12 protein-coding genes are annotated in these 16,357 nt (G+C 69.1%); 11 read left to right on the top strand and 1 reads right to left on the bottom strand.

What is annotated here, in order from left to right:
* On the top strand, window positions 1–807 hold the full coding sequence (locus tag AVP41_RS14000; RefSeq protein WP_067165599.1) for a ChbG/HpnK family deacetylase: 807 nt from the start codon (window positions 1–3) through the stop codon (window positions 805–807).
* On the opposite strand, the gene AVP41_RS13995 is transcribed toward AVP41_RS14000, so the two are convergent.
* Entirely contained in the window at window positions 804–1,862 is a 1,059-nt protein-coding gene (locus AVP41_RS13995) for a LacI family DNA-binding transcriptional regulator (protein WP_067166049.1), read from the bottom strand. The genes AVP41_RS14000 and AVP41_RS13995 overlap by 4 nt on opposite strands.
* 179 nt (window positions 1,863–2,041) lie before the next feature.
* Here AVP41_RS13995 and AVP41_RS13990 point away from each other — a divergent pair, with 179 nt between their 5' ends.
* The 10 genes from AVP41_RS13990 to AVP41_RS13945 all read left to right on the top strand — a co-directional run bounded on the left by AVP41_RS13990 (window position 2,042) and on the right by AVP41_RS13945 (window position 16,347).
* Window positions 2,042–2,977 (top strand): dihydrodipicolinate synthase family protein, encoded by a 936-nt coding sequence (locus tag AVP41_RS13990; protein WP_067165596.1) that lies wholly within the window; start codon window positions 2,042–2,044, stop codon window positions 2,975–2,977.
* Window positions 2,978–3,177: 200 nt separating this feature from the next.
* Entirely contained in the window at window positions 3,178–4,419 is a 1,242-nt protein-coding gene (locus AVP41_RS13985; RefSeq protein ID WP_231902763.1) for an Nramp family divalent metal transporter, read from the top strand.
* A gap of 238 nt (window positions 4,420–4,657) precedes the next feature.
* A complete protein-coding gene (locus AVP41_RS13980) occupies window positions 4,658–7,099 on the top strand; it encodes a hypothetical protein (RefSeq protein WP_067165593.1) in 2,442 nt (813 codons plus the stop codon).
* Window positions 7,100–7,141: 42 nt separating this feature from the next.
* The gene (locus AVP41_RS13975; protein ID WP_067165590.1) at window positions 7,142–10,198 is read left to right on the top strand and encodes an alpha-mannosidase; all 3,057 of its coding nucleotides are present in this window, start codon (window positions 7,142–7,144) and stop codon (window positions 10,196–10,198) included.
* A complete protein-coding gene (locus tag AVP41_RS13970) occupies window positions 10,195–11,634 on the top strand; it encodes a hypothetical protein (RefSeq protein ID WP_067165586.1) in 1,440 nt (479 codons plus the stop codon). The genes AVP41_RS13975 and AVP41_RS13970 overlap by 4 nt, the downstream gene beginning before the upstream one ends.
* A gap of 415 nt (window positions 11,635–12,049) precedes the next feature.
* Window positions 12,050–13,105 carry a hypothetical protein gene (locus tag AVP41_RS16735; RefSeq protein ID WP_197464342.1) on the top strand — a complete coding sequence of 352 codons (1,056 nt, stop codon included), beginning with the start codon at window positions 12,050–12,052 and terminating at the stop codon, window positions 13,103–13,105.
* Window positions 13,105–13,629, top strand: a complete 525-nt coding sequence (locus tag AVP41_RS13960; protein WP_197464341.1) for a hypothetical protein — start codon at window positions 13,105–13,107, stop codon at window positions 13,627–13,629. The genes AVP41_RS16735 and AVP41_RS13960 overlap by 1 nt, the downstream gene beginning before the upstream one ends.
* Before the next feature lie 70 nt (window positions 13,630–13,699).
* Window positions 13,700–14,170, top strand: a complete 471-nt coding sequence (locus tag AVP41_RS16730) for a DUF5956 family protein (protein WP_331709395.1) — start codon at window positions 13,700–13,702, stop codon at window positions 14,168–14,170.
* A gap of 222 nt (window positions 14,171–14,392) precedes the next feature.
* Window positions 14,393–15,025, top strand: coding sequence for a LysE family translocator (locus AVP41_RS13950; protein ID WP_067165573.1), 633 nt, complete (start codon window positions 14,393–14,395; stop codon window positions 15,023–15,025).
* A gap of 257 nt (window positions 15,026–15,282) precedes the next feature.
* The gene (locus AVP41_RS13945; protein ID WP_067165569.1) at window positions 15,283–16,347 is read left to right on the top strand and encodes a dihydrodipicolinate synthase family protein; all 1,065 of its coding nucleotides are present in this window, start codon (window positions 15,283–15,285) and stop codon (window positions 16,345–16,347) included.
* The last annotated feature ends 10 nt before the right edge of the window (window positions 16,348–16,357 follow it).

Genomic DNA, 16,357 nt, shown 5'->3' with positions numbered 1-16,357 from the left:
ATGACCGCCCTCATCGTCCAAGCCGACGACATCGCCATCACCCACGGGACGACTCTCGGGATCCTCGATGCGATCTCCGACGGGATCGTCCGCGCCACCGGCATGTTCACCAACTGTCCCGATGCGGAGTTCGCCGCGCAGCGGCTCAGGGAGCTCGATGGCGTGGATGTCGGGATCGATGTGAACTTCGTGACGGGGTTTCCGCTGCTTCCCGCCACGGAGGTGCCGGGTCTCGTGACCGAGTCGGGGCGCTTCCGCTCGTCCGGAGAGATCCGGGAGGCGTATCGCGTCGTGGGCGGCGACGCCGTCTACACCGAGTTCGCCGAGGAGCCCTTCGACCCGGAACAGACGGCCGCCGAAGCCGCCGCGCAGATCGAGCGGTTCTTCGGGCTCATGGGCCGCCCGCCCGCCTACGTGCACCACCACTCGCTCGTCTCCCCCGTCTCCGACGAGGTGGTCCGTCGCGCGGCGGCCGACCTGGGTGTGCCCTTCGTCGACGACCTGTACCGCACGGGCGGCCTGCCGCTCCTGCCCAACGACTGGTACGCCAAGCCCTTCCCGCTCGACGATCAGGCCCGCGCCGACGCGGTGGGGGCCATCGACCGGCTGCTGCCGACGATCCTCTCGCACGAGGTGAGCCTGTTGATCGTGCATCCCGGTTACGTGGATGCGGAGATCCTCGACCTCAGCAGCTACTCGATCATCCGGGCGCGCGACCTGGAGCTGGTGACCTCGCCCGCCGTGCGGCGACGCCTCGACGACGCCGGCGTGGAGATCGTCCGTCTCACCGACGCGCTTCCCGCTTAGCGGACGTTCGCGGGCGCCTGCCCCGGTCGGTGCGGAGCGGTGGACTGGCGCGGGATGAGCGACGGTAGCGCGACCAGCGTCTGCGTTGAACTCTCTCCGAGCAGGAGCTCGACGGCGTTAGCCGCGATCTGATCGAACGGGGTGTGTACGGAGGTCAGCGGCACGGGTAGCTGCGCGACGAGTGGGATGTCGTTGTACCCGACAATCGAGAGCTCTTCGCCGACACGGATGCCCAGGGAGTAAGCGACGCTCAGCACCCCGACGGCCAGGTTGTCGTTGGCGGCGAAAATGGCCGTGGGCCGCGAGTCCCCCTCGAGCAGCTGGCGCCCGGCGTCGATGCCGTGCTGCAGCCCGTACCCGACGGCGAGGATGCGGTCGTCGGCGAGCGCCACTCCCGCTTCGGCCGCGGCACGGGCCGCGCCCGCGCGACGATCGCGGCCGCTGGAGGTGAACCATGGGCCTGTGATGACGCCGATGTCGCGATGGCCGAGGTCGAGCAGGTGCCTGAGCGCGAGGTATCCGCCGGTCTCGTCGTCGCCGAGCGATGACGGACTCACGCGGTCGGTGCGCAGCGCGAGGACGTGCGGCACCCCGCGCGAGCGGAGCGAAGCGGGGAGCTCGTCGTCGAGTCGCGCGGTGGCCAGGATCAGCCCGTCCACGCCGCGATCGAGCAGCGTCTCGGTGGCGCGGCGTTCCGCGTCGGGGTCGTCGCCGCAGGTCGCGACGACGGCGAAGTAGCCGCGCTGACGAGCGACGCGCTCGATCGCCTCGAACATCATCGCCATCACCGCGTCGGTCAGTCGGGGAACGAGGACCCCGACTGTGCCCGTCGCACCCCGCCGGAGGTTGGAGGCGAAGACGTTCCGGCGGTATCCCAGCTCGTCGGCGACGGCGCGCACGCGTTGCGCGGTCGCCGACTTCGACGGCGGTGTGCGCTCGTCGAGGATCCTGCTCACGGTGGAGATGCTCACCCCTGCCACCTCGGCGACCTCCCGCAGGGTCACCGGCCCCCCGTCGCGATGGCGCGATCCCGGCCCCGCGTGCGGTGTGCTCATCGATGCGCCCTCCCCGTCGCCGCGCACAGTCTAGCCAGACCCGGAGACGGCACCGGATCCTGCGAGCCGCGAAGGGGTTGACAGGAACTCATGTCCCCACAATACTTGCAAACGTTAATGCAAACGTTCCCGCCAACGTTCTCAGTTCGGTGGATCTCGACGAAGAGAAGGAGCCTCCCATGGTCCTCGACCTCCGCGGCCTCAACCCCGCCCCCGTCACCCCTTTCACGGAAGACGGTGACGTCGACTACGCAGCGATCCAGCGACTGGGATCCTGGCTCGGCTCGCTCGACGGCGTGAAGAGCCTCGTCGTGCTCGGTCACGCCGGTGAAGGCACCTTCCTCACCGAGGAGGAGCAGCTCGACGTCATCCGCGCCTTCCGCGACTCGGTCGATGACCGGCTGCCGATCATCGCCGGCATCACGAAGGAAGGAAACCTCACCGCCGCCAAAGAGGCCAAGGCGGCCGCCGACGCCGGTGCGAAGGGGGCGCTCGTCTACCCCTCGCACGGTTGGCTGCGCTTCGGTTTCCAGTCCGGCGCACCGCAGACCCGCTACCGCGCGATCTGGGAGGAGTCCGGCCTGGAGGAGATCCTGTTCCAGTACCCCGACAACACCAAGGCTTCCTACGACCTCGACACCCAGCTCGAGATCGCGGGGCAGGAGGGGGTCAACCACACCAAGAACGGTGTCCGCAACATGCGGCGGTGGTACACCGAGATCCCCGCCCTGCGGGCCGCCTACCCGGAACTGCAGATCCTGTCGTGTCATGACGAGTACCTGCTGCCGACGATGTTCGACGTGGACGGCCTGCTGGTCGGCTACGGCAACATCGCGCCGGAACTGCTGATCGAGCTCATCAAGGCGGGGAAGCGGCGCGACTACGCTGCCGCCCACGCGATCCATGAGCGTCTGCTGCCCGTCACCAAGGCCGTGTACCACCGCGGATCGCACATGGAGGGCACGGTCGCCCTCAAGTGGGGCCTCGTCAACCGCGGCATCCTCGACCACGCGACGGTCCGCACGCCGCTCCTGCCGCTGGAGCCCGGAGCCGACGCTGAGATCGCCGCCGCCTTTGCCTCGGCCGAGCTCGGCACGGTCACGGTCCCGGCGTGATCCACTTCCGGGCGGGGCGTGTCGCGGACGCCCCGCCCGGCTCTCGCGGTTCTCACCCTCGGAGCACCGCCCCCTGTCAATGACGACGACGCGGCATCGCCGCCCTCCAACGAAGGAGAACCATGAGCACCGACCGCCCCTCCGCCACCCGACCACCCGCCACGCCTGCCACTGGACACGGGCGCATCTCGACTGAGACAGTGAGGTCCATCGTCGAGTCCCGTCACCGTCGTCGCTCCTTCTGGCGACAGCTCACTCTCATCGGACCCGCATTCGTCGCGGGCGCCTGGCAGTTCGGCCCCGGCAACCTGACCACGGCGATGAACGCCGGCGCGCTCTACGGCTACACCCTGATCTGGGTCATCATCGTCTCGACGATCCTCATGGTGTTCCTCACCGACATGAGCGTGCGGCTCGGGATCCGGACTCCGGTGTCCCTCATCGCCTCGATCAAGGAGACCCTCGGCGGCTGGGTCGGCGTGGTCGCCGGCGTTGGCGTCTTCCTCATCACGCTCTGCTTCTCGGTGGGCAACGCAGTCGGCTCTGGCGTCGGCCTGTCGATGCTGATCCCGGGCACGTCCCCCGTGATGTGGACCATCATCTGCTCCGCCGCCGTCGCCACGATCCTGCTCCTCAAGGGCATCTACCGCGTGGTCGAGAAGGCGCTCATCGTCATCGTCGCGCTCATGGCCGTGTGCTTCATCGTTTCGGCCTTCGCCGCCAATCCGGATTGGGCGGCCGCCGGCGCCGGACTCGTCCCGGTCGTGCCGGACGGTGCGTGGCTGCTGATCATCGGGCTCGTCGGCACGAACTTCTCCATCAACGCGGCCTTCTACGCCTCTTACGGCACCAAGGCCCGGCGTCGTACCGAGGCGGACTATCGCGACATCACGATCGTCGACACGATTCCCGGCATCATCGCACCGGGGATCATGACCGCCCTCGTCATCGTCGTCGCTGCGGCCGTCCTCCACGCGACCGGCACGGACGCCCCCGGGGCCTTCGGCGGTCTGGCGCGGATCTTCGAGCCCATCGCGGGCCCGGTCGGCGCGTGGATCTTCGCCCTGGGGTTCTTCGGCGCCGCCTTCTCGTCGATGATCCCGAACTGCGTGGCCGGCGGAACGATGATCTCCGACGCCCTCGGACGCGGCGGGTCAGCGGACACGAAGACGGCTCGTCTCGGCAGCGCCTTCATCCTGGCCTTCGGGCTCGCCATCACGTTGATCTTCTCGGGATCGTCTCCGGTGGAGCTGATCGTCATCGCGCAGGCCCTGACCGTTCTGTTCGCCCCGATCCTGGCGACACTCATCCTCATCATGGCGAACAACCGCGCCCTCATGGGAAGCCTCCGCAACCGCTGGTGGCAGAACGTCATGGGGGTTATCGGACTCGTGTCGGTTGTCGCCCTCTCCATCCGGCTCGCCATCAGTCTCCTCACGTAACCGCCGCGGGCGCCTCCTGCCCGCGTGACCCACCGATCGCCCCGCTCGGGCTGCGTGTCTCTGACATCCGGCCCGGTGCGGGGCGTCTCGTTCTGCGTCCGCGGGACTGACGCGGCGGCACAGCGTGCCCGTGGCGCGGTCGGGCGTCGTGCGCTACCATCGTGAAAAATCGATTGCGCATGAATTGTTCGTGCGCTCCTCCGCACACCGCTGTGCCCGACAGACCCACGGATGCCCGATGACCGCCACCGTCGACCTGCTCTCCCTGATCGAACGCCCGCCGCCGCTGGGCGGCATGGGATTTCGTAATCGCTCCGGCGTCACGGTCGCGATCTGGGCCGACGGCGAGCCCTCCGACGCGCTCGTCGGGCGCCGGATCGTCCATGCCCGCACGCTGCGGCTCCCCGCGCCCACGGCCCTGCGGACGCTGCGGGTGCGACCCGGGCGCGGCTATCACAAGTGCGGGAGCGAGGATCAGTGGGACGCGGTGACGGCAATCCGCCTCCGGGCTCTCACCGGCGCCGGATGGACGACGCTGCTCGACGTCGCCGACCTGCCCGTGCCCGTGGACGGGTCCGCGCCGCCGGTGGAGTTCGACCTCGGCGGGGTGGAGACCTCCGCCGCGGTGATCGAGGTGCGTCGGAGCGCACTCGATGGGCCGTGGACGCCATGGAACCTCGCCGACGACGCGTTCGAACTGCTCGGCGACGACCCTGTCGCCCCGACCCAGGGAGAGGCGCGACTGCGGAACGCGGGCGTGGATCTGTCGGGTCTTCCCGACGGCGTCTCCGCCGAAGCCGATCGGGGGGAGGTGCGCTTTGCCACCGACCGGTACGCCGTCGGCTTCTCCCTCGGTCGCGCCGGGTTCAGCTTCCTCGCCGTCGACGACGAGGGCCACGGCCGCGTCGATCGCGACCTGCTCCTGCACCGCCCGGGAGTGAACCTGCAGGGTGTCATGCTGCACCCGGTCGGCGGGTCGTCGCTCGTCGGGCCCGCCCTGCGCTGCCGGGTCGATGGAGAGGTGCGGGTGACGGGCGCCACCGTCACCTACGACCTCACGATCCCCGACGCCGGGCAGCGCCTGCGCCTGGCGTGGACGATGACCCCCGAGGGGCTCGAGCTGGACGCGACCCGCACGTCCGGCCGCGCGATCGAGGCCTGGGAGAGCGCCCTCTGGCAGACGGCGCTCGATCCCGGTGTGGCCGCCACGACGACTCTCGGGACGGTGCGTCGTATCGGCCGGACCGGCCTTCTCGACCTCCCTCTCCTCCTTCATGTCCCCGGGCATGGCTCGTTCCACGTCACGGGCGACAGCACCGATGCCGCGTGGCGCTCCGATGCCGATCGCGGCAACGGCTGGCTGCTGGGCGAACTGAAGCTCGGCGAGGAGCCCACCGATCGCGGCACCGTCGTGCTGGCCGAGGGCACCTTCCACGCCCGGATGTCGTGGCGCGTCACCGACACGGGCGTCGAGGCCCGCGAAGAGGCTCCGGAGCCGATCGCGCGCGCGATCCGCCGCACCGCACTGACGGGACTGTCGTACCGCGCCGATACGGGCACGTACAGCAACAACAGCGTCTCGATCCACTGCCCCATGAGCATGGACACCTGGTCGGCCCTCGCCGTGCGCTGCGGCGAGGTCGCCCCGGGGATCGACACGCGCGCGATGCTCCGCGACTCCCTGGAACGCTGGCTCGACGGTGGCCCCGGCTACGCCAGCGGCACCCTCCGGGACGGTCCGGTGCTGCGCCCGGCGGAGGACGAGTACCTGATCTCGGGAGTGGGAACGCTGCTGGGACTGGCCGAGTATCTCGAGGGATCCGACGACGCCGCCTGGGTCGATGCCTACCGGCCGCGCCTCCGCGCCCACCTCGACGCACTCGCGGCACGGGATCTCGACGGCGACGGCCTCATCGAGAGCCCCCACCGCCGTGGCGTCAGCGGCGAGCACGACTGGAGCACCAACTGGTACGACGTCGTCTCGTTCGGCTGGAAGGACGCCTACGTGAACGCCCTCCTCTTCCGCACCCTGCGCCTCCTCGCCGTCTCGCTGCCGCGGCTCGGAGCCGGCGACCTCGCCGACGGGCTGACGGAATGGGCGACGCGGCTGCAGCGGGCGTTCCTGCCCGCCTTCCACAACCCCGACACCGGGTGGATCGCCGGGTGGCGGTCGGCCGACGGTGCGCTCCACGATCACGCGTTCCTGGCGGTCAATGCGATCGTGGCGACGAGCGGCGTGCTGTCACCCGAACGCGAGCGCGCCGTGATCGCCGCCCTCTGGGACGAATACCAGCGCTGCGGCGCGCCCGATGCGCGGTGGGGGCTGCCCAACAACCTGTGGTCGATCCCCGACGCCGACCTCACCGCTCCCATGCAGGGCTTCCCCCACGGGTTCTACCTCAACGGCGCCCTCTCGCACTCGCAGTCGCGCCACTTCGTCGCGGCGCTGTTCCGGGTCGGGATGGCCGCGGAGGCGGAATCGCTCCTGACGCCCCTGTGCGAGACGCTCGCCGACGGGACCGCGTTCGGCGGATCGCAGACCGGCGTGGACTGGCGGTACTGGGACGGGGCGACGTGCGGTTACGAGGGCCAGCTCACCGAGCAGTTCGGCATCCTCGCCGTCGCCCTCGACCGCTACGGACGCGACGTTCCGGCGCCGCTCCGGACCGCGCGCCGCTGACCCTCCGCCACCCCCGGCGCTTCCCTCCTCGAAAGGACCTTCATGCTCGACCGACGTGACCGCGTGCTCGCCCGTGCTGCCCGGGCGGTGCGGGACGACCTCCTCCCCGCGGTCCACCTCGACACCGTGCCGCTCAGCCTCGCCGTGTGGGCCACGACCGAACCCTTGCCGTTCCCCGTCGCGGTGGAGCAGGAGTACACGCCCGCGCGCACCGGAGACGCGTGGGGCGCGCCGTGGAGCACGGCCTGGCTACGCGTCTCGGGACGCGTGCCGGAGGAGTGGGAAGGCGACGCCGAGCACCGCACGGAACTCAGCATCGACCTCGGGTTCCTCGACTGGCGCCCGGGCTTCCAGAGCGAGGCGCTCATCTGGACCGCCGACGGGCGCCCCGTCAAGGGCATCGAACCCGCCCAGCGCGTGTTCGTGCTGCCGGAGGGCCCGGGTGAGGAGTTCGTCTACTTCATCGAAGCGGCCGCGAATCCCGACGTCGCCCAGCACTTCCGCTTCCTTCCCACCTCCCTCGGCGACCGCGCCACCGCCGGCGATGACCCGCTCTACCGGTGGGGGCGGATCGAGCTCGCCCGCCGGCACCTTCCCACCACGGAGCTGCTGCGCGACCTGCAGGCCCTCACCGGCCTCGTCGCGGAGGCGGCCGACGCCGACGCCCGCCGGGAGGAGGTCCTGACGGCGATCGAGCGCGCCCTCGACCGGATCGACCCCGGCGACGTCGCGGGGTCGGCCGGGTCGGCCCGCGGCGAGCTCGCGGAGGTGCTCGCGCGTCCGGCGCACGCCTCGGCGCATCGGATCCATGCCGTCGGGCACGCCCACATCGACAGCGCCTGGCTGTGGCCGCTGCGGGAGACCCGGCGCAAGGTCGCCCGCTCCTTCGCGAACGTGCTCGCCCTCATGGACGCCGACCCCGGGTTCTCCTTCGCCGCGACGTCGGCCCAGCAGTTCGCCTGGGTGAAGGAGGACTACCCCGACCTGTACGCGCGGGTGGCCGAGCGGGTGGCCGAGGGACGGTTCATCCCCACCGGTGGCCAGTGGATCGAGCCGGACTGCAATCTGCCCAGCGGCGAGTCGCTCGCCCGGCAACTGATCGAGGGCAAGCGCTTCTTCCTCGAGGAGTTCGGGGTGGAGACCGAGGATGTCTGGATCCCCGATTCCTTCGGCTACAGCGGCGGGCTGCCGCAGATCGCCGCGGCGGCGGGAGCGCGGTACTTCCTCACCCAGAAGATCTCCTGGAACGAGACCAACACCTTCCCTCACCACAGCTTCCTGTGGGAGGGCATCGACGGCACGCGGCTGTTCACGCACTTCCCGTCGGCCGACACGTACCACGCCGAGGTGTCGGCGTTCGACCTGCGCAAGGCGGAGCGGCAGTTCGCCGACAAGGGCGCCACGAACGTGTCGCTCCTTCCCTTCGGGTGGGGCGACGGCGGGGGCGGCCCCACGGAGGAGATGCTCGCCTCGGTCGCCCGCTACGCCGACCTGGAGGGGAGCCCCCGCGTCATCCCGTCGACGCCGGCGCGCTTCTTCGACGAGGCGATCGCCGACCTCTCGGATCCTCCCGTGTGGGTGGGAGAGCTCTACCTCGAACGGCACCGCGGCGTCGCCACGACGCAGATCGCCCTCAAACGCGGCAACCGCACGGCCGAACGCCTGCTGCGGGAGGCCGAGCTGTGGGCGACCGTGGCCGCGGTGCGGGCAGGTGCGGCGTACCCGCACGACGCGCTGCGCCGGCTCTGGCGGGACGTGCTCCTGCTGCAGTTCCACGACATCCTGCCCGGGTCGTCGATCACCTGGGTGCATCACGAAGCGCAAGAGGCGTACGCCCGGATCGAGGCCGAGCTCGACGACCTCATCGCGACGGCATTGCGCTCCGCGATCCCGGCGGATGCGTCGGGGGAGCCGGCGGTCGTCGCCGTCAACGCGTCCCCGCTGACCGAGGCCGGGATCCCCGCGCTGGGCGGCGGCGTGCCGGTGGCGGAGTCGAGCGCGCCCGCCGTGCTCGCCGGGGCCGAGGGCGACGGGGCGGTGATCGACAATGGGCTCCTCCGCGTCTCCGTCTCCGCCGACGGGGAGATCTCCTCCCTCCGTGACCTCCGCGCCGCTCGCGAGCTGATTCCCGCGGGCGCCACCGCGGGGCGCCTGCGCCTCTTCCACGACACCCCCACGACGTGGGACGCATGGGATCTCGACGCCCACTATCGTTCCCGGCCCGCGCCGTTGCGCCCGGGGGTGCAGGTGGAGATCGTCGAGGCCGGTGCCGACACCGCGACCGTCCGCGTGCGCCGACGCACGGAGGCATCGACGATCGCGATCGACTACACGCTCCGCCGCGGCGAGCCGCGGATGGAGATCGCGGTCGACCTCGACTGGCACGAGGACCAGAAGGTGCTGAAGCTGTTCCTGCCGCTCGACGTGCACACCGACGAGGCGACCTTCGAAGTGGCGTATGGTCACCTTCGCCGCGCGACCCACACCAACACCAGTTGGGAGGAGGCCCGGTTCGAGGTCGTGGCGCACCGGTGGCTGCACGTCGGCGAGCCGGGATACGGCGTCGCGCTCGCGAACGAGGCGACCTACGGCTACGACGTCACCCGCGAGACGTTCGCCGGGACGCCGGCGACCGTGGTGGGGATCTCCCTGGCCCGCGCTCCGCGGTATCCCGATCCGACGTCTGACCGCGGACGCCACCGCATGCGGTTCTCGCTGCGCCCCGGCGCCGGCATTCCGGAGGCCGTCGCCGAGGGGTACCGCCTGAACGTGCCGCTCCGCGAGGTGCCGGGCGCCGCCGCGGTGCCGATCGAACCCCTCGTGCGGGTGACGGCTCCCGGGGTGATGGTCGAAGCGCTCAAACTCGCCGACGACGGCAGCGGCGACGTGATCGTGCGCCTGTACGAGGCGTGGGGCCGCCGCTCTCGGGGCGCGCTGACGACCGACTTCGCCGTGACCCTGGTGACCGAGACCGATCTGCTGGAGCGTCCGATCGAGCCACGCGTCGTCCGCGACGAGCTTGGCTCTAGCGGAATCCCGCTGGAGTTCCGGCCGTTCCAGCTCGCTACGCTGCGTCTGATCAGGAAGGACCACGAATGATCGAGCTCGTCTCCGCGCAGGCGCGGGTGGTGCGGGTGCAGACCCGCCTTCCGTTCCGCTACGGAATCGCCGAGATGACCGTCGCGCCGCACACCGTCGTGGAGGTGGCTCTGCGCATCGACGGTGCCGAACCGGTGACCGGCTGGGCGTCGGAGCAGCTGCCCCCCAAGTGGTTCACGAAGGACGCCACGACGTCGTTCTCCGACGACCTCGACGGCCTCGTGGGCGTCGTGCTCCATGCTCTCGACGCCGCACGAGGGCTCCGCGGCGAGACCGCGTTCGACCTGTGGCGCCAGCTGGACGCGCGACAGTCGGCGTGGGCCGCCGCCGACGGCGTGCCGGGGCTCCTTGCGGGGCTCGGAACCGCCCTGGTGGAGCGCGCCGTGATCGACGCGGTGTGCCGGGCCGCGGGGCGTCCGTTCGTCGAGGCGCTGCACGACGGCACGCTCGGGTTCTCGCCCGCCGACCTCCATCCTGAGCTGAGCAGCTCGGACTGGCGAGCCCACCTTCCCGGCGCCCCCGCGTCGCGCCTCGCGGTGCGCCACACGGTGGGGTTCGCCGACGCGCTCACCGACGCGGAGTGCGTCGATCCGCCGCAGGACGGCCTTCCGGTGAGCCTGGAAGGCGTGTTGCGTGAGACGGGCGTGCGATTCCTCAAGATCAAGACCGCGGGCGACCCGGCGGCCGATCGCGTGCGCCTCGCGGGCATCTTCCGGGTATGCGACGCCGCCGCCGTCACTCCGCAACTCACGATCGACGGCAACGAGTCGATGCGCGACGGCGCCCACCTGGAGCGCTGGATCGGCGACCTCTGGTCGGACCCCGAGGTCGGGCCGCGCCTGCGCGAGAGCCTCATCGCCGTGGAACAGCCGGTGCACCGTGATGTCGCCCTCGACCCGGCCCTGGCCGACACGCTCGGTCGCCTCACCGCCGACGGGATCGCAGTGATCATCGACGAGTCCGACGCCGATGTGGGCGCCGTCCGACGAGCGCTCGACCTCGGATACGCCGGGGGCACCTACAAGGGGTGCAAGGGCGTGTTCCGCGGTCTTGCCAACGCTGTGCTCACCGCCCACCGGACGGCAGTCGACGGGCGCACCCGGCTCATGACCGCCGAAGACCTCTCGACGCTGCCGCCGCTCACCGTGTCGCACGACCTCGTCGTGGCCTCGGCGATGGGCCTCACGCACCTGGAGCGCAACGGCCACCACTACTTCGGACGGCTCACCCCGCTCGGCGCCACGATCGTCGACGACGCCCTGGCTCACCATCCCGACCTCTACCGCGCCGACGAGAGAGTGGGCGCACGACTGCGGATCGAGGGCGGTGACGTGAACTTCGCGAGCGCCCTTGCAGCACCGTTCGGGTTCTCCCCCACGCTCGACACGACCGGCCTGCCGGAACTGACGCTGCAGACGGCGCGCTCCCTCATCTGACGGCGAGCGTCGACGGGCGGGCGAAGGCACTGCACCCTCGCCTACCGGCTCACACACCGACCCGGGCACCAAACCTCGATAGTCAGAATCGTCATTCAACTCGTCATCATGAAGTCGCGAGCGGCATCATGAGGGTACTGAGTGCTGCGATTTGACCGCCGCCCAGTTCTTCGGCAATATCGTCCGAGATCCACAGATTGGGGAAGTTGTGAGAGAATCTCGAGTGGGCGACTGGGGAGCCTTATTGTTGGCAGCCGTGACTGTGCTAGCCACATCGACTGCGGCATCGCCCGCGATAGCCGACGCGACACACGAATCGCAGTCAGGCGACTCGGCTTTCACACTTATTCCCGCGGTCGCAGGCGACTCCGTCTCGATAGAAGACTCGCTTCAACGAGAATACCAGCCAGCTGAGGTGGTAAGCTCGTTCGAGGATGAGACAGCGGTGATTGAGGATGGCAACGGAGGTTTTGCTGCGGTCTTTGGAGCGCTTCTTGACTCCGCGGATCCAGAGAGTCGCGCTGCGGCTGTAGCGAGTAACGATCGCGTCGAACTACTGCTCCCGGACATTGAAGGCTTCCGCCTGCAAGTGACCCGTGAAGATACCCTCGTTTACGACGGCGCGCCCCGCGTGAATGTCGTGGATGAGACAGCTTCACCAGGCCAGTCCTACATGTACCAGGCGTCTCTGACTTCAGTTATCCCTGAAGAGCGCTGGGAAGACCTGCTGACCGAGGACGAACTTGCGTCCGTGCGCGCCGGGGACACCGAGCCTCCTCAGGAGTCAACGACCTGGGGAATCCCAGTGACCGTGCCGACGAGCGAATCCGAACCCGCAGCAACAGCGGCCGCAGCATCAGCGGCCGCCGCGGCACCCTCGAAGACAACTTTTCGATACCGGACGTTCATTGCTGACGCGTACGTCGCGGGTCCGCAGATCGCCTGCACACCACCGACTGGTACCTACCGTTTCAAGGGCGACAACCGTTCTTGGAGTTCCAGCAGCGGGACCAGCCGCACTCAGGTCACCACGCAGTTCATGTGGACCACGGCTACCATGTCTACCGTGAAGTCTGTCGGCAGCACAACGCGCCAGGTCAAAAACTCGAACAACGTCTGGGTCCATGACGACACCAAGAACGCTGGCACCTCGGGCATCACTACCACGAACAAGTCGATGAGTTCGACCAGCGCAAGACTGTACATGAAGATCGCTGTGGGCAACCCTTTCTGTAATCCCGCCTTGACGCTGCCCATCTACGCGGAGCTTCAAATTGAAGTGAAACGTTCTGGATCCTACTCGATCCTCGCGGGCACTCGGCGTCCTGTGCCAAACCATGAGGCGTATCTGAGACGCGACTCGAGCTCCACGTGGACCCGAATCCTGCAGCGCAAGAACGATGGCTTTGGCTGTCTCGCCGCCATAAATTTCTGCGCTTACGATTCTCTGGTGAAGACTGGGAGCTACTGATGACAGAAGAAGCACCTGCCAAGTCGCTTCCCGCGACACGAGGAGCGCGCGCGTTCATGAGAACGAGCGTCGCCGCCTTGAGCATCGTGCTCTACAACGGTGTGTTCATCTGGGGTGCGTCGATCTTCGGCACGACTCCGGGTGCGACGGTGTGGGATGTGGTCTCTGCACCGTTCTGGATGCCGGTGTTGTATTCGGTGGCAAACCCCTGGTACGCCCTACCGCTTGTGCTCTTCGTGGCGCTGTACCTCGCCGTCACGATGGCGCGAGCCGAGATCCTCGCGCGACGCGGCCTCCACGTGCTTCTCGCTGCCGTGTCGGCTGCCCTGTCGATGGGAGTGGCGGTCGCCGTGGCGGAACTCACGAGGGACGAGACATTCATCTGGTCGCATGGATTCGGCCTCGTCGCGTGCTTGCGATTTGCCCTCGGAGCAGCCCTCGCCGTTCTCATTTCTCACCTGATCTTCTCGGGCCGCGGTTTTTCACGAGCACCGCGAGCCCGCACAGCCACCACGGCGAAGTGACCACCGCCCGCTCATCCGAAGTGCCTTTCGCCGTGGCGTCGATCGTGATCATTGTGAGTGCCGGCTTCGCGTGCCCTTCGGGACGCTCGGGGTGCAACTTTCCGTGAAAGTCAATCGCTGGGACTGCCTTCCAAGCACACCAATCGCTGGTGGAGGGGAGGTCGTCATTCTGAGCGCCGCTAGCACAGCGCAGGCTCTGGTCGCCTACCTGGCGGGGCCCCGCTTCGTTCAGCGGGTGCCGAGGGTTCACGGTATGGTCCGCGAGAGTAGAGGCGGTGAGACCTGGCGTACACGCCCGGCCGACGCGGAGGACATCGCCGACGTCCAGGAGGCACTTGAGCAGTTCATGGGGGAGCTAGGACTGCCGGCGCCTCCCCCGGGCGACGAGTGGCGCCTGCATCTCCCTGCGGGGTTGTCGGGGTCGGATCTCCAAGCTGCGCTGGATGACCCTGCCATCCCTGCCTATACCCCTACGAACGGCCGCGAAGTGGTGGCCGCGATCAAACGGCGCCTCGAAGACGTGCTGGGTGCTCTCGATTAGGGTGTCTCCGCCTGTTTCGAGGAGCGACCTTGCGATGTGGGCAGTCACCGTTTCGGAGTTCACGAGGGACGAGGCATTCATCTGGTCGCATGGCTTCGGCCTCGTTGCGTGCGTGCGATTTGCCCTCGGAGCAGCCCTCGCCGTCCTTATCGCCGATCTGGTTTTCTTCGGTCGGTATCTCGCGGGTTCGCGTGTCAGGCGCCGCGGGAGTACGGTTCCCTCATGATCCCGATCGAGAACCTCGTGTCTTTCGCCGTGGCGTCGATCGTGATCATCGTGATTCCGGGGCCTAGCGTGCTGTTCGTCATCGGACGCTCGATCGCGTTGGGTCGCCGCGCCGGGGTACTGAGCGTCGTCGGCAACGCCCTCGGCACCGTGCCAGCGGTCGTCGCGGTGGCCTTCGGCGTCGGCGCCATCGTCGCCTCGTCGATCGTCGCCTTCACCGTCATCAAGATCGTCGGCGCGCTCTACCTCGTCTATCTGGGCATTCAGGCGATCCGGCATCGTCACGCACATGCGACGGGAGCCGACCCTGTGCCGACCTCGTCGTGGCGACTTCTCGGACAAGGTTTCATCGTGGGGCTCACCAACCCCAAGACCATCGCCTTCTTCGTCGCGGTGCTGCCGCAGTTCGTCGCGCCGTCGGCGGGCATGGTGTGGGCGCAACTGCTCCTGCTCGGCATCGTCTTCCAAGTGCTCGCGCTCATCTGCGACAGCGTGTGGGCACTGGCTGCCGGCACGGCCCGGCTGTGGTTCGCCCGGTCGCCGCGACGCACCTCGACGCTCGCCGGCGCAGGTGGCGTCATGATGATCGGCCTCGGCGGCACGCTCGCCCTCACCGGCTCCAAGAGCTGACGCCGCCCACCGGCGACGTTCCGCACTTCTCCGCGCGTTCTCCCGAAGAAGATCAGCCCCCGCCGTCCAGCCACGGGCTGATCTCCTCCGTCCGGAGTCGTGTGCCGGGAGAATCCACAGCCCCGTGACCCGCGGCGGACACTGCCTGCGCACGCGAATGAGCAACGGATTGCGCACCTCGATGCAGCACGTGTGAACAAACGGTTGCGCTCCTCTCGTTCCCTGTGCTTTGATTCCCCCAGAACGAAAGGTGAGCAGTGACGCTCCAGCAGCCCGACAGCGCGGCCGACGCCGCTCGGCAGATCATCGCGCGCGGCGCCGTCATCCCGGCGCATCCCCTCGCGCTGACGGCCGACCGGCGCATCGACGAGCGCCGCCAACGCGCCCTCAGCCGCTACTACCTCGACGCCGGTGTCGGCGGTCTCGCGGTGGGTGTGCACACGACCCAGTTCGGCATCCGCGCCGCGGGGCTCTTCCCCGACGTCCTCCGCATCGCCGCCGAAGAGGCGGCGACCTGGACCGACCGACCCGTCGCGCTGATCGCCGGCGTCATCGGCGACACGCGCCAGACCGTCGCCGAAGCGGAACTCGCGCTCTCGACGGGGTACCACGCCGTGCTCCTCAACATCGCGTCGTGGCGGGGCTCGGACGAGGCGGAGATCCTCGCCCACTGCCGTGCCGTGGCGGAGGTGGCGCCGGTGATCGGCTTCGCGCTCCTCCCCGAGGTCGGCGGAATGCACCTGAGCTACGACTTCTGGCGACGGTTCGCCGAGATCGAGGGCGTGATCGCGATCAAGATGGCCCCCTTCAACCGCTACCGGACGATCGACATCGTCCGCGCCGTGGTCGACGCTCGCGCCGAAGAACGCATCGCCCTCTACACCGGCAACGACGACCACATCGTGCTCGACCTGCTGCAGCCTTTCGCGATCCGTCGCGGCGAGGAGCTCGTCACGGTGCGGATCGTCGGCGGCCTTCTCGGACACTGGAGCGTCTGGACGCGCCGGGCCGTGGAGCTGTTCGACGAGCTGCGGAGCACCGCTCGCGACGACACCGTGCCCGCGCGCCTCCTCGCCCTCGACAGCCAGGTGACCGATGCGAACCGCGCGGTCTACGACGCCGTGCACGACTTCGCGGGATGCATCCCCGGCGTGCACGAGGTGCTCCGCCGTCAGGGTCTCCTCGACGGCGTGTGGTGCCTCGACGAGAACGAGACCCTCTCCCCCGGACAGGCCGACGACATCACCCGCGTACAGGCGTCCTACCCGCACCTGACCGACGACGACTTCGTCGCCGCGCACCGAGACGCGTGGCTGACGTGACCCTGGAGGA

It is taken from the genome of Microbacterium sp. TNHR37B, assembly GCF_001620065.1.
In the GTDB taxonomy this organism is placed as follows: Bacteria; Actinomycetota; Actinomycetes; order Actinomycetales; family Microbacteriaceae; genus Microbacterium.
This window is presented reverse-complemented; position numbering and strand designations above follow the sequence as displayed.